The sequence below is a fragment of the Kosakonia sp. LAM2021 genome, assembly GCF_016620385.1.
In the GTDB taxonomy this organism is placed as follows: domain Bacteria; phylum Pseudomonadota; class Gammaproteobacteria; order Enterobacterales; family Enterobacteriaceae; genus Kosakonia; species Kosakonia sacchari.
In genome coordinates this window covers 150,714-164,745 of the sequence record NZ_JAENHT010000010.1, presented here as the reverse complement: position 1 = coordinate 164,745, position 14,032 = coordinate 150,714, and the positions used below count along the sequence as shown (strand labels likewise).

The following is a 14,032-nucleotide window of genomic DNA, read 5'->3' as shown; positions in this document are numbered from 1 at the left end:
GGCCACCGCGCGGGTCATATAGCGGTCATCTTATTCATAAATCTGTCATAAAACTGACGCATAATGGCGCCGCTACATATACTGACGACTTAATTAAAACAGGGCGAATTATGGCGAGACGAATTCTGGTCGTAGAAGATGAAGCACCGATCCGTGAAATGGTGTGCTTCGTGCTCGAGCAAAATGGTTTTCAACCGGTGGAAGCTGAAGATTATGACAGCGCGGTGAACCAACTTAACGAACCCTGGCCCGACCTGGTGTTACTGGACTGGATGTTGCCTGGCGGTTCTGGCATTCAGTTTATTAAACATCTTAAACGCGAAGCGATGACCCGTGATATTCCGGTGATGATGCTGACCGCGCGCGGGGAGGAAGAGGATCGCGTTCGCGGTCTGGAAACGGGTGCGGACGATTACATTACCAAGCCATTTTCTCCGAAAGAGCTGGTCGCGCGCATTAAAGCCGTGATGCGCCGTATTTCACCGATGGCGGTGGAAGAGGTGATTGAAATGCAGGGGCTGAGCCTCGATCCTTCCTCACACCGCGTGATGACCGGTGAAAATCCGCTGGATATGGGACCGACAGAGTTTAAACTCTTACACTTCTTTATGACTCACCCGGAACGGGTTTATAGCCGCGAACAGCTGCTGAACCACGTATGGGGAACCAACGTTTACGTTGAAGACAGAACCGTGGACGTGCATATTCGCCGTCTGCGCAAAGCGCTGGAACACAGCGGCCACGATCGTATGGTGCAAACAGTGCGCGGCACGGGATATCGTTTTTCGACCCGTTTCTGAAATTTGACAGGAGTGTGACGCGTGCTGGAACGGCTGTCATGGAAAAGGCTGGTGCTGGAGCTCCTCCTTTGTTGTATCCCCGCCTTTATTCTCGGCGCGATTTTCGGTTACCTGCCCTGGTTTTTGTTCGCCGCGGTAACCGGCTTGCTGATCTGGCATTTCTGGAATTTACTGCGTCTTTCCTGGTGGTTGTGGGTTGATAAAAGCATGACCCCGCCGCCGGGAACGGGAAGCTGGGAGCCGCTACTTTACGGGCTACACCAGATGCAGATGCGTAATAAAAAGCGCCGCCGTGAACTCGGAAATTTGATCAAACGCTTTCGCAGCGGTGCGGAATCGCTGCCGGATGCGGTGATCCTCACCACCGAAGAGGGGGCGATTTTCTGGTGTAACGGTCTTGCACAGCAGATGCTGGGGCTGCGCTGGCCGGACGATAATGGCCAGAATATCCTTAACTTGCTGCGCTACCCCGAATTTACGAAATACATCAGGAATCAGGAGTTTGGCCGACCTCTGCATCTGGTGCTCAATAATGGGCGGCATCTTGAGATCCGCGTCATGCCCTACAGCGAGCAACAACTGCTGATGGTGGCGCGCGATGTGACGCAAATGCACCAGCTGGAAGGCGCGCGGCGTAACTTTTTTGCCAACGTCAGCCATGAACTGCGCACGCCGTTAACGGTGTTGCAGGGCTACCTGGAAATGATGCAGGAGCAAACGCTGGAAGGGGCACCGCGCGAAAAAGCGCTGCACACTATGCGTGAACAAACGTCGCGGATGGAAGGGTTGGTGCGCCAGTTACTCACGCTGTCGAAAATTGAAGCTGCGCCGACGCTACCGCCTAACGAAACCATTGATGTGCCGATGATGTTGCGGGTTGTCGAACGGGAAGCGCAAACCCTCAGTCAGCAAAAGCACACTTTCAGTTTTGAAGTGGATAACACGCTCAAAGTGCTCGGTAATGAGGAGCAACTGCGTAGCGCAATCTCGAATCTGGTCTATAACGCCGTCAACCACACGCCAGCAGGCACGCACGTTATTGTGCGCTGGCAGCATGTACCGCAGGGCGCGGAATTTAGCGTGGAAGATAACGGACCGGGCATTGCCGCAGAACATATTCCGCGCCTGACCGAACGTTTCTACCGGGTGGATAAAGCCCGCTCACGGCAAACCGGCGGCAGCGGTCTTGGGTTGGCGATTGTCAAACACGCGGTGAATCACCACGAAAGCCGCCTTGATATTGTCAGCGAACCGGGCAAGGGCACCCGCTTTAGCTTTGTCCTGCCGGAACGTCTGGTTGCCAAAAAAGCCGCTTCCTGAAGGCTCTGTCAGCATATCTTTCCAGCGGCCTGTGAAGACAGGCCGCTTTCCCGCACCGTCTACCACCGCTGAAACGTATTTTGTACGTCTGCTGCTTTTTTGTTCGCATGATCAGCCATGTGTTTTTCTTATAAATAGAGTATTTGACTGCTTGTTTTTTACAATGCAGCATAACCATCTGGTTTTGCAATCCCACCTTGCCTTTAAACGTTATAAGCGTTTAAATTGCGCCCCATACATTGTCAGACCGACTGTGTTTACGTGGTAAATCGAAAAACTATTCTTCGCCACGTTGTACATAAAGCATTTCCCGCTGATTTTTCACGCAATTGGCGTTTTATTGTTCGGTCGGGAAAGGCCAATAATTCATCACTTTACGACACCACATCCACAGGCAGTAAAACTTATGACCCATCACTTAAAACCACGAGACATTGTTGCTCTGGGCTTTATGACCTTTGCCCTCTTCGTCGGCGCAGGTAACATCATTTTTCCTCCGATGGTCGGCTTACAGGCGGGTGAACACGTCTGGACGGCGGCGTTTGGCTTTCTGATTACCGCTGTGGGTTTGCCGGTGCTCACCGTTGTTGCGCTGGCGAAAGTCGGCGGTGGCGTCGATAGCCTGAGCACACCGATTGGGAAAGTGGCGGGTGTTCTGCTGGCGACGGTTTGCTACCTGGCGGTTGGGCCGCTGTTTGCAACGCCGCGTACGGCAACCGTATCGTTTGAAGTCGGGATTGCACCGTTGACCGGCGAAGGCGCGATGCCGCTGCTGATTTACAGCGTGGTGTATTTCGCGCTGGTGATCCTGGTATCGCTCTATCCGGGCAAACTGCTTGATACTGTGGGTAATTTCCTTGCTCCGTTGAAAATCATCGCGCTGACTATCCTCTCGATCGCCGCGATTGTCTGGCCGGCGGGTTCCATCAGCCACGCGCTGGACGCCTACCAGAACGCCTCTTTCTCCAACGGTTTCGTCAACGGCTACCTGACGATGGATACGCTGGGCGCGATGGTCTTTGGTATTGTGATTGTCAACGCGGCGCGTTCGCGCGGCGTGACCGAAGCGCGCCTGCTGACCCGTTACACCGTTTGGGCTGGCCTGATGGCGGGCGTGGGTCTGACGCTGCTTTATCTGGCGCTGTTCCGCCTGGGTTCAGACAGCTCTTCGCTGGTTGAACAGTCTGCCAACGGTGCCGCCATTCTGCATGCTTACGTTCAGCACACTTTCGGCGGTGCGGGCAGCTTCCTGCTGGCGGCGCTGATTTTCATCGCTTGCCTGGTGACAGCAGTTGGCCTGACCTGCGCCTGTGCTGAGTTTTTCGCGCAGTATCTGCCGCTCTCTTACCGTGCGCTGGTGTTTATTCTGGGTATCTTCTCGATGGCGGTGTCCAACCTCGGGTTGAGCCACCTGATTCAGATTTCGATTCCGGTGCTGACGATGATCTACCCGCCCTGTATCGTACTGGTGGTGCTGAGTTTTACGCGCTCCTTCTGGAACAGTTCAACACGCGTTATCGCACCGGCCATGTTTATCAGCCTGCTTTTTGGTATCCTTGACGGCGTGAAAGCCTCCGCGTTTGCTGAACACCTTCCTGCCTGGACACAGCGCTTGCCGCTGGCGGAGCAGGGGCTGGCCTGGTTGATGCCAAGTCTGGTGATGGTGATTCTGGCCGCAATCTGGGATCGCGCCGCAGGACGGCAAGTGACTTCCAGCGCGCATTAACAGCAGCAAACACGGTTTGTTTAACCACGGGGTACGCGCTCCGTGGTTTTTTATTTTTGTGTTGAATAATGGCAGTGGAAACGATGGAAAGTACTAATAAGCTGAAGCGTGGGCTAAGCACCCGCCACATTCGCTTTATGGCGCTGGGTTCAGCGATTGGCACCGGGCTGTTTTACGGCTCCGCAGACGCCATCAAAATGGCCGGGCCAAGTGTGCTGCTGGCTTACATTATTGGCGGTGTCGCCGCGTATATCATTATGCGTGCGCTGGGCGAAATGTCCGTGCATAACCCTTCCGCCAGCTCCTTCTCCCGCTATGCGCAGGAAAATCTCGGCCCGCTGGCCGGTTATATCACCGGCTGGACGTACTGTTTTGAAATCCTGATTGTCGCCATTGCCGATGTGACCGCTTTCGGCATCTATATGGGCGTCTGGTTCCCGACGGTGCCGCACTGGATTTGGGTGTTGAGCGTGGTGCTGATTATCTGCGCCATTAACCTGATGAGCGTGAAGGTGTTCGGCGAACTGGAGTTCTGGTTCTCGTTCTTTAAAGTCGCCACGATCATCATCATGATTGTCGCCGGGTTCGGCATCATCATCTGGGGGATTGGCAACGGTGGTGAGCCGACCGGCATCAGCAACTTGTGGAGCCACGGCGGCTTCTTCAGCAATGGCTGGCTTGGCACGGTGATGGCGCTGCAAATGGTGATGTTTGCCTATGGCGGTATTGAAATCATCGGTATTACCGCCGGTGAAGCGAAAGACCCGGAAAAGTCCATCCCGCGCGCTATTAATTCCGTGCCGCTGCGCATACTGGTATTTTACGTCGGGACGCTGTTCGTGATTATGTCCATTTACCCTTGGAACCAGGTAGGAACAGACGGCAGCCCGTTTGTGCTGACCTTCCAGCATATGGGTATCACCTTTGCCGCCAGCATTCTTAACTTTGTCGTGTTGACCGCCTCGCTTTCTGCCATCAACAGCGATGTGTTTGGTGTCGGGCGAATGCTGCACGGTATGGCCGAGCAGGGAAGCGCACCGAAGATGTTCGCCAAAACGTCGCGTCGCGGTATTCCGTGGGTCACGGTGATGGTGATGACGGTCGCGCTGCTGCTGGCGGTCTATCTGAACTACATCATGCCGGAAAATGTCTTCCTGGTGATTGCTTCGCTGGCGACCTTCGCTACGGTGTGGGTGTGGATCATGATCCTGCTCTCGCAGATTGGTTTCCGCCGCCGTCTCTCTGCTGATGAAGTGAAAGCGCTGAAATTCAAAGTCCCAGGCGGGGTAGCCACTACCGTTGCCGGGCTGATTTTCCTCGTGTTTATTATTGCGCTGATTGGCTGGCACCCGGACACCCGCATCTCTCTGTATGTCGGCTTCGCTTGGATCGTGCTGCTGCTGATTGGCTGGATGTTTAAACGCCGCAAAGCCTGATAACTGTGCCGGATAAGCGTCAGGCTTGTCCGGCATTTTCCCCTCTTTACCGGCTTATACCACCGGTGTCAGCAGTTTCCCTTGTGTAAAGTAGCTCAGCAGATTATTGATGGTTAGATCCGCCATCGCCTGGCGCGTTTCGGCGGTATTACTGGCGATATGCGGCAATAACACCACGTTTTGCAGGCTGCACAGCGCTGGCGGAATATGCGGTTCCTCTTCAAATACATCCAGTCCGGCGCCGCGTAATTTCCCTTCCTGAAGCACAGCGATTAACGCCTCCGTATCAACCACGCTGCCGCGCGCAATATTGATCAGAATGCCCTCCGGTCCCAGCGCGTCCAGCACGTCACGGTTGATAATGTGCTGCGTTTTCGCACCGCCTGGCAAGGTGAGCACCAGAAAATCGACCGCATTCGCAAGCTTGATAAGCGAGTCATGGCGTTGCCAGTGACTGTTGCGCGCTTCCCGTGGGCTGAAATAATGAATCGGCATATTGAAGGCCGCCGCGCGTTGGGCGATGTCATGACCAATATTGCCCATGCCGACAATGCCGCAGCGCTTGCCGCTCATCTTCCATGCGCCGGGGAAGGCGCGATGTTCCCATTCGCCGGCGCGGGCAAACCGATCGGCCTCGCAAATTTTCCGCGTGACGGCCAGCATTAACGCCAGCCCGGTATCGGCTACGCATTCGTTAAGCACGTTCGGCGTGTTGCTGACTTTTATTCCGCGCTGGCGACAGACATTGAGATCGGTGGCATCCACGCCGACGCCGAAACCGCTGATCACTTCCAGCGCCGGAAGCTGCTCTATCAGCGCGTTACTGATACCTTTCGCGGCGCGTGTCAGGGCGCCACGGATGGTAGGCGCGCGTTCGCGCAACAGGGCCTGTGCATCGGTCTGCCAGTAACGATGCACCACGAAATGGCGTTCGAGGGTGTCGATCATCGCCTGCGGAATTTCGCTAATGACAAGGATCTCGGGTTTGCTGCTCATACTAAGCCCTTTATTCATCTATAGTTTTTATCAGTATAAAAAGCACGTCTGCCTGCGGCTTCGGGCATCAGCACGAAGCGGGCGCGGAAAAACTCACACAAATGCCTGGTGAATATCTCGCCAGATCACATCTGCGCCCTCCCTCTCACCCCCGGAAAAAAGCGGAAAGAAGGAGGCAGGCTGAGAATCGCTATGGAAGAGTGGCGTCATTTTGAGCAAAGGGGATTTTTGATGTTGAATGCATGGCATTTGCCCGTCGCGCCGTTTGTGAAACAGAATCAGGATCAATTAGTTATTAGCCTTTGGCTAACCGGAACCTCGCTGCCGGAGCGGGTGACGCTGCGGACGGAAATCGATAACGAAGAGACGCCGGTAGTGATGCATCGCGCGCGCAAACCAACAGCCGATGGAGTGACTGTCTGGCGGGCGGCGATCGATGTGGCGAACGGGCAGCCGCGTCGTCGCTATAGCTTTAAGCTGCTGTGGGAAACCCGCCAGCTCTGGTTTACCCCGCAGGGCTTTAGCCACTTTCCGCCCGCGCGGCTTGAGCAGTTCGCTATCGATGCGCCGGACAGCGGGCCGCACTGGGTGGCGGACCAGGTGTTCTACCAGATTTTCCCGGATCGTTTTGCCCGCAGCCTGCCGCGCGGCGAAGATCAAGACAAAATCTATCATCACCATGCGGCCGGGCAGCCGATCATCAGGCGTGAATGGGACGATCCGCTGACTGGCGAAGCGGGTGGTTCGACCTTTTATGGTGGCGATCTTGACGGTATTAGCGAGAAACTGCCGTATCTGAAAAAGCTCGGCGTCACCGCGCTGTACCTTAACCCGGTATTTGTCGCCCCCAGCGTACATAAATATGACACCGAAGATTATCGCCATGTTGACCCGCAGTTCGGCGGCGATGAGGCGTTGCTGCGCCTGCGGCACAACACGCTTGACGCGGGCATGAAGCTGATTCTGGATGGCGTCTTTAATCATACCGGCGATTCCCACGCCTGGTTCGACCGGCATAACCGCGCAACGGGTGGTGCGTGTCACAACCCGGACTCACGCTGGCGTAACTGGTTCAGTTTTGATGAGAATGGCCACGCCCGCGACTGGCTGGGCTATGCGAGCCTGCCGAAACTCGATTATCAGTCGCCCGCATTAGTTGATGAAATTTATCAGGGTGAAGATAGCGTGGTGCGTCACTGGCTGAAAGCGCCGTGGCAGATGGATGGCTGGCGGCTGGATGTGGTGCATATGCTGGGTGAAGATGGCGGGGCGCGTAACAATTTGCGCCATGTCACGGGTATTACGCAGGCGGCGAAAGAGACTCAGCCGCAGGCGTATGTCTTTGGCGAACATTTTGGTGATGCGCGCCAGTGGTTGCAAGCGGATGCTGAAGACGCGGCCATGAACTATCGCGGTTTTACCCTGCCGGTGTGGGCTTTTCTGGCGAAGACCGATCTCTCTTATGATCCGCAAAAAATCGATGCGCAAACCTGCGCGGCATGGATGGATAACTACCGCGCCGGGCTGTCGCATCAGCAGCAATTACGCATGTTTAACCAGCTCGACAGTCACGATACGCCGCGCTTTAAGACCGTGCTCGGCAACGACATTGCGCGCTTACCGTTGGCGGTGGTCTGGCTGTTTAGCTGGCCGGGCACGCCGTGCATTTATTACGGCGACGAAGTGGGGCTGGATGGCGCTAACGATCCGTTTTGCCGCAAGCCGTTCCCGTGGGACAAAAAGCGCCAGGATGGCAAACTGCTGGCGCTTTATCAGCGCATGGCGAAGTTGCGTTCCCGTTCGCAAGCGTTGCGCTACGGCGGCTGTCTGGTGATTTATGCGCACGACAATGTGCTGGTATTTTTGCGTGTTTACCGTCAACAACGGGTTTTAGTCGCCATTAACCGCGGCGAAGCCTGTGAAGTTGTGCTGGAGGATTCACCACTGTTACGGGGGAAAAGCTGGCGGCTTCAGGAAGGTACAGGTACGCTACAGGATGATGTGCTGACGCTTTCAGCCATTAGCGCATCTGTCTGGTCCGCCGCCTGAATCGCCACGCGAAAAGGGGCGGGCATTACGTCTCCCCTTTAGCGAAGGCGATAGTACATGGATGGTCTTTTACTCTTTGGCGTGGTGGTGATGTTTCTGGCACTGGTGGTGGTGCCCATTGTGGCCATCACCGCCTGGCGGCGCAGCATTGCCACCCAGAATGAACTGCAACAACTGCGTCAGCGGCTGAGCATACTGGAACGGCAGTTTTCGGCGACGCCGGAAAGCCGCGAACCAACACCGGTGGCGGCGGCTGAAATTGCGCATTCCACCGAACCTGTTGAAATTCCTCAACCTGCCGCGCCGGTGGAAAACCCGTGGGGGCGAAAAGCCGAATCGCCTGTGGCGGCGGAAAACCCGTGGGGACGTAAAGCTGAAACACCTGCACCGGTTATGTCCGCACCTGCTATTGACGAACCTGCCGTAACGACAAAAACGCCGGAAACCGCATCGTGGGGAATGGTGACGTCGCTGGTGCGCTGGTTTATGCAGGGCAACCCGCTGGCAAAACTGGGCGTTATCCTGCTGTTTATCGGCCTCTCTTTCCTGCTGCGCTACACCGTGGAATATGCGTTGTTCCCGCTGGAACTGCGGCTGGCCGCCGTCGCGCTGGTGGCGATTGTGTTGCTTGGGCTGGGCTGGCGATTGCGACATAAACAGGCGGTCTTTGCGCTGATACTGCAAGGCGGCGCGGTTGGCGCGCTCTATCTCACCGTTTTTGGCGCGTTTCGCTTATGGCAGATGCTGCCGATGACGCTGGCCTTTGTGCTGTTAATTGTTATCTGTGCGGCGAGCGTTGGCCTGGCGGTGCTGCAAAAAGCGCTGAGCCTGGCGTTGCTGGCAAGCCTTGGCGGCTACCTCGCGCCGATCCTGCTCTCTACCGGCGGCGGCAGCCATATTGCGCTGTTCTCATTTTACCTGCTGCTTTCGGTGGGGATCCTCGCCATCAGTATCTGGCAGCACTGGCGCGAATTGAACCTGCTCGGCATGGTCTTCACTTTCGGCGTTGCCGGGGTGTGGGGCATGGATAACTATCGCCCGGAATTTTATCTCAGCTGCCAGTTGTTCCTGATGGCTAACATTCTCATCTTCGGTGTACTCAGTGTGGCGCTTTCACTGCGCGCGCAGCGCCGGGGTGAGCGCATTATTGATGGTGTTTTACTCTTTGCGCCGCCGCTGGCGGGCTTTGGTATGCAGTATGCCATCACGCAACACTGGCATTATGGCCCGGCATTTAGCGCGCTGGGCTTTGGTCTCTTCTATTTGGCGCTGGCGATGCTGGCGCTCAAACGGTTCCCTGCGACCGCAAAACCGCTGGTGCTGGCAGCGCTGGCGCTCGGCGGCGCGTTTGCCACGCTCGCCATTCCGCTGGCGCTGTCGGCGCGCTGGACGGCGATGGCCTGGGCGCTGGAAGGGCTGGGCATTTTGTGGCTCGGCGTGCAGCAAAATCTGCGCCGCATGAGCTACAGCGGCAGCGCATTACTTCTCCTGGCGTTGTGCAGCGCGCTGTGGGCGGTGGCGGACAGCATCAATGCCGTGTCGACATTGCTGATCTTTGCCGTGCTCAGCGCGTGCTGGCTGGCGGCCTCCTGGCTGTGGCGTGGTTTGCGGCAAGAGGGAAGCTGGCTATTGCTGGTGGGCGGCATCGCGTTTTGGCTGGTTGCGCTCGGCGGCGCGTCTCAGGCTGCGCTGCCAGCCTACATTGATAACGGGTTCAGCGTGCTGGCGTTGCTGGCGCTTTCCGTATGGTTATGGCGGGCGGGCAGCCTGCGCTGGTCGTGGCCGGAACTGGGCTACGCCCGCTGGCTGTTATGGCCGGGAATGGCAGTGATGCTGGGCTGGCAGATTATGACCGAGGGGCATCTGCTGGCGGCAGGTTGGCCAAATCTGGCCTGGTGTGTCGCGCTGCCTGCCGCATTCCTGCTGCTTTACCGCGAGAAAGAGACGATAGCCGTGTGGATGTCGCAAGGTTTGCATATTTCGTTGTTGTGGATGTTGCTGCTGGCGGCAGGCACTGAGCTGTGGTGGTTCGTCGATGGGCTGGCGTGGGGGAATGAACCCTGGCGGCTCGGGCTGCCCATGGTGGCGGGTGGTGTGCTGATTGCGTTGGCGCTGGCGGCCATTCGCCGCCAGTTCTGGCCGTGGCGCATCTGGCCTGCGCTGTATGGCGCGCTGGGATTATTGCCGCTGGTTCCTGTGCTGCTGTGTTTGCTGGTGTATGCCAATCTGAGCGATGGGGTGGTGATAGGCATGCCGTATCTGCCGGTCATTAACCCGCTGGAAGAGGGCGCGGCGTTTGCGCTGCTCGGCGTCTGGCTGTACAGCCGTTTTGCCGAAGCGCACTACCCGACGATCGCAGCGCAACTCTGGCGTGCGCGCCCGTGGGTACTGGCGGCGCTCGGTTTCTGGTGGCTAAACGGCGCGTTACTGCGCCTGCTGGCTTATTACGGCGACGTGGCCTGGGAGAGTGAAAGCCTGTGGCAGTCGCGATTGATTCAGACCAGTTTTGCGCTGTTCTGGATGCTGATTGCGCTGGTGGTGATGCTCCGCGCCACACGTCAGCATGCGCGCCAGCAGTGGATGTGCGGCAGTGTGTTGCTGGGCGTGGTGCTGCTTAAATTAATGCTGGTAGACAGCGCTGGCGGCGGCGGGCTTTCGCGAGCCATTGCCTTTATTGGTGTGGCGGTTCTGGTGCTGATTGTGGGGTATTTTTCACCCCTGCCGCCAAAGGCCGTGCGGGAAGAGGACAAGGGAGAAGAGCAATGAAAAAGTGGCATGGATTACTACTGGCCGCACTGATGACCACCGCAGGCGCGGCGATAAGCAGTGAAGCTGTTCCGGATTCACCGCAGGATTACGCGTTTGGCGCGACGCTCGATCTGCCGCAACCGGCATCCTGGTATCGCGTCGATCTGCCGCAGGATACTTACGCGCAGAGCGCCTGGCCGGATCTGCGCGATGTGCGGGTGTTTAACCATGATGGCGAGCGAGTGCCGTTTACGCTGGAAACACAGCGTGTTACCGCGCGTGCGCCAGAGCCTGTTGCGCTGCGCGTGTTCCCGCTGGATACGTCGCCGGTTGAAACCGGCACGGAAGGGCAAAATGTGGTGCGTTTGCACTCCTCGTCCGGCGTCGATATTCGTATTGAAGGCGAGCCTGACGAAGTGGTCGGGCAGAGCTATTTACTGGCGTTCCCGGAAAATACGCCGGAAAACTTCAATCTCGCGCAACTGAAGCTGGCCTGGTCGGAGCCAGTAAAGAACTGGCGTGGCAAAGTGACGCTCTTTTTCAGCGGCGACATGCGCAACTGGACGACATTGCAGCAAGACATACCGGTGATGGAGCTGGCGAGCGGCAGCGATCGGCTGAAGCTCGATCAGATTAACCTCGACCAACCGATGCCCGCCGATGGCGTACGTTATTTGCTGATGGTGTTTGATACCCCGAATCTGCCAGTGACGATTACGCAGGTCACCGCGCGGCCTGGTAGTGAGCCAACACCGCTGGAACAGGTGGAGATGGCAGGCCACGAACAACGGATGTCTCCGACCGAAGCGCAGTATCAATGGGCGCAACCGCAGCCATTAAGCGCGCTGTCGGTAAGGCTTACTGAAGAGGGCGTGTTGCCGGTGGCGATTGACTGGCGCAGCAGTGCCAGCGGTGAGTGGAAGCCGTTAAGTAAAACGGTGCTGAGGGCGCTTAATGGACGTGTTTCCGCGCCGCTCAGCCTGCCAGGCGATATCGTGCAAGCGGTGCGCATCACCACGCTTGATGCCCGTTTACCCGGAGCATTACCGCAGGTAACCGGCAGCCGCGACCGACAATCGCTGGTCTTTAATGCGCAGGGCAAGGGGCCGTTTATGCTGGCGTGGGGCAACCGGGCAGCGGCGTCTGCTGCGGTGACGATGGAAGGATTGATCCCGGAAGCGCTGCGTAAACAGCTCGATCTTACGGCGATACCGGAAGTGCAGGTGCAGGATCGCGTGGCGCTTGGCGGCGAGGAACGGTTAACGGCGACATCTCCGGCAGAACGCCAGCAGACGTGGAAAACATTGCTGGTGTGGGGCGTCTTACTGTTGGGGGTTGTGGTGCTGGTATGGATGGCATTGCGCATCTGGCGTGAAGTGAAGGCACGCGAATAACGATCCGCTTGTTAAGCGGGCGGTATTGGTTTCGCCCCTGAACGGGGTGCCGGAACTTAACAAGCAGCCGCGGCCCATCGGGTTTGCTTGCAATCCAAAGACATTGAGGCCGATTCAAACTTGTTGATGACGACGCCCACCGGGCGTTGTTTTAAGCTATCCATAAAAAAGGCCCGCAGTGCGGGCCTTTATCAATGCAGCCAATTACAGGCTGGAGACGTTTTCGCTCAGGTATTTTGCCACGCCGTCAGGAGAGGCGTTCATCCCTTCTTTGCCTTTTTCCCACTGTGCCGGGCATACTTCGCCGTGCTCTTCGTGGAACTGCAGCGCGTCAACCATGCGCAGCATTTCATCGATGTTACGGCCCAGCGGCAGGTCATTGACGACCTGGTGGCGCACGATGCCGTTTTTGTCGATCAGGAAAGAACCACGCAGGGCTACGCCCGCGTCTGGATGCTCGATACCATAAGCCTGCTGAATTTCACGTTTGATGTCAGCGACCATCGCGTATTTCACCGCGCCGATGCCGCCTTTCTCAACCGGGGTGTTACGCCATGCGTTATGAACAAACTCGGAGTCGAAAGAGACGCCAACCACTTCCACACCGCGGCTTTTGAACTCTTCGTAACGTTTGTCAAAAGCGATCAGTTCAGACGGGCAAACGAAGGTGAAGTCCATCGGCCAGAAAAACAGTACGGTCGCTTTACCGTTGGTGTGCTGTTTGAAGTTGAAGTTTTCAACAATTTCACCGCTGCCCAGAACGGCTGCGGCAGTAAAATCCGGTGCCTGACGAGTAACCAGTACCATATGTACTCCTGTAATTTACAAGGTTAATAGAACGCAACGCGGGCCAGTATAGGGAGAGGGGTAGGGCAGCTCAAAGCGCCACTGACAATCGCTGGTATAGGTTTTGTCTATCGATTGCTTTTGTAATGACGCTTTCCAAAATAGCGTAATGCACACACAGTGCAAGCGTTAAAGCTGCTGATCTTTAGCCTGCGCCATCATGCGCGGATAGAACGCCCAGAATTGTGACTCCAGCGCGGCGTAGTTGGCGTCGAGATCCTGCCAGGAGTCGCGCAGGGCGTCCAGGCGCGGGCGACGGTTCGCCATGCCGTTAAGCACATTCTGGATAAAGGTCATCTCGCGGTAGCGCTCCAGCCAGCGCTCTGACCAAAGGTAATTATTCAAATTAACAAATCGCGGCGGAGAGTCGGGCAGGATCGTCGCCACCTGCGTACGGGCGTAGCGAACAAAATCATCCAGCGGGAAATCCGGTGAGATTTGCGCCCAGTGGCGGGAGAGAAAATGATCCCACATCACATCCAGCGTGATCGGTGCGACCCTCCGGGTTTCTGGGCGGAACCACTCGCGGGCGGTTTTGACTTCCGGCAGGTTGTCAGTCATGACGTCGATACGGCGATGCATCTGGATCCCGTCAACGATCTCCACCGGGTAGAGGTCTTGTGGGTTGCCGCGAACAAAATCCGCCAGCAGGTTGCCGGGCAGGGAACTGTCGGCAAGATGGGCTAAGTGCAGGTGTGCTAAAAAATTCATGCTTAT

The 14,032-nt window shown here is 56.8% G+C and carries 10 protein-coding genes; 7 read left to right on the top strand and 3 right to left on the bottom strand.

The genetic code is table 11. The annotated features are described in order from the left end of the window. Positions 1 to 110: 110 nt before the first annotated feature. From phoB to proY, 4 genes are all read left to right on the top strand, one after another. Positions 111 to 800, top strand: coding sequence for a phosphate response regulator transcription factor PhoB (gene phoB / locus JKP81_RS19480; protein ID WP_007373472.1), 690 nt, complete (start codon positions 111 to 113; stop codon positions 798 to 800). A gap of 21 nt (positions 801 to 821) precedes the next feature. Further along, positions 822 to 2,120, top strand: coding sequence for a phosphate regulon sensor histidine kinase PhoR (phoR, locus tag JKP81_RS19475; protein WP_086873223.1), 1,299 nt, complete (start codon positions 822 to 824; stop codon positions 2,118 to 2,120). A gap of 406 nt (positions 2,121 to 2,526) precedes the next feature. Beyond that, on the top strand, positions 2,527 to 3,846 hold the full coding sequence (brnQ, locus tag JKP81_RS19470) for a branched-chain amino acid transporter carrier protein BrnQ (protein ID WP_200553010.1): 1,320 nt from the start codon (positions 2,527 to 2,529) through the stop codon (positions 3,844 to 3,846). An 83-nt stretch (positions 3,847 to 3,929) separates the two neighbouring features. Then, positions 3,930 to 5,282: a proline-specific permease ProY gene (gene proY / locus JKP81_RS19465; RefSeq protein WP_020456732.1), complete on the top strand. Its 1,353-nt coding sequence runs from the start codon at positions 3,930 to 3,932 to the stop codon at positions 5,280 to 5,282. A 54-nt stretch (positions 5,283 to 5,336) separates the two neighbouring features. Here proY and JKP81_RS19460 read toward each other — a convergent pair whose 3' ends face one another. Further along, entirely contained in the window at positions 5,337 to 6,278 is a 942-nt protein-coding gene (locus JKP81_RS19460) for a 2-hydroxyacid dehydrogenase (RefSeq protein ID WP_200553009.1), read from the bottom strand. Positions 6,279 to 6,509: 231 nt separating this feature from the next. Here JKP81_RS19460 and malZ point away from each other — a divergent pair, with 231 nt between their 5' ends. Genes malZ through JKP81_RS19445 form a run of 3 tightly spaced genes read left to right on the top strand, consistent with a single transcriptional unit; the run spans position 6,510 to position 12,469 of the window. After that, complete coding sequence (malZ, locus tag JKP81_RS19455; RefSeq protein WP_200553008.1) at positions 6,510 to 8,327, top strand: maltodextrin glucosidase; 1,818 nt, start codon at positions 6,510 to 6,512, stop codon at positions 8,325 to 8,327. A 57-nt stretch (positions 8,328 to 8,384) separates the two neighbouring features. Further along, on the top strand, positions 8,385 to 11,093 hold the full coding sequence (locus JKP81_RS19450; protein ID WP_200553007.1) for a DUF2339 domain-containing protein: 2,709 nt from the start codon (positions 8,385 to 8,387) through the stop codon (positions 11,091 to 11,093). Further along, on the top strand, positions 11,090 to 12,469 hold the full coding sequence (locus JKP81_RS19445) for a DUF3999 family protein (protein ID WP_200553006.1): 1,380 nt from the start codon (positions 11,090 to 11,092) through the stop codon (positions 12,467 to 12,469). The genes JKP81_RS19450 and JKP81_RS19445 overlap by 4 nt, the downstream gene beginning before the upstream one ends. A 204-nt stretch (positions 12,470 to 12,673) precedes the next feature. Here JKP81_RS19445 and JKP81_RS19440 read toward each other — a convergent pair whose 3' ends face one another. Then, the gene (locus tag JKP81_RS19440) at positions 12,674 to 13,276 is read right to left on the bottom strand and encodes a peroxiredoxin C (RefSeq protein ID WP_017458841.1); all 603 of its coding nucleotides are present in this window, start codon (positions 13,274 to 13,276) and stop codon (positions 12,674 to 12,676) included. Between the two features lie 168 nt (positions 13,277 to 13,444). After that, positions 13,445 to 14,026 (bottom strand): ACP phosphodiesterase, encoded by a 582-nt coding sequence (gene acpH, locus JKP81_RS19435; protein ID WP_200553005.1) that lies wholly within the window; start codon positions 14,024 to 14,026, stop codon positions 13,445 to 13,447. Positions 14,027 to 14,032 lie beyond the last annotated feature (6 nt).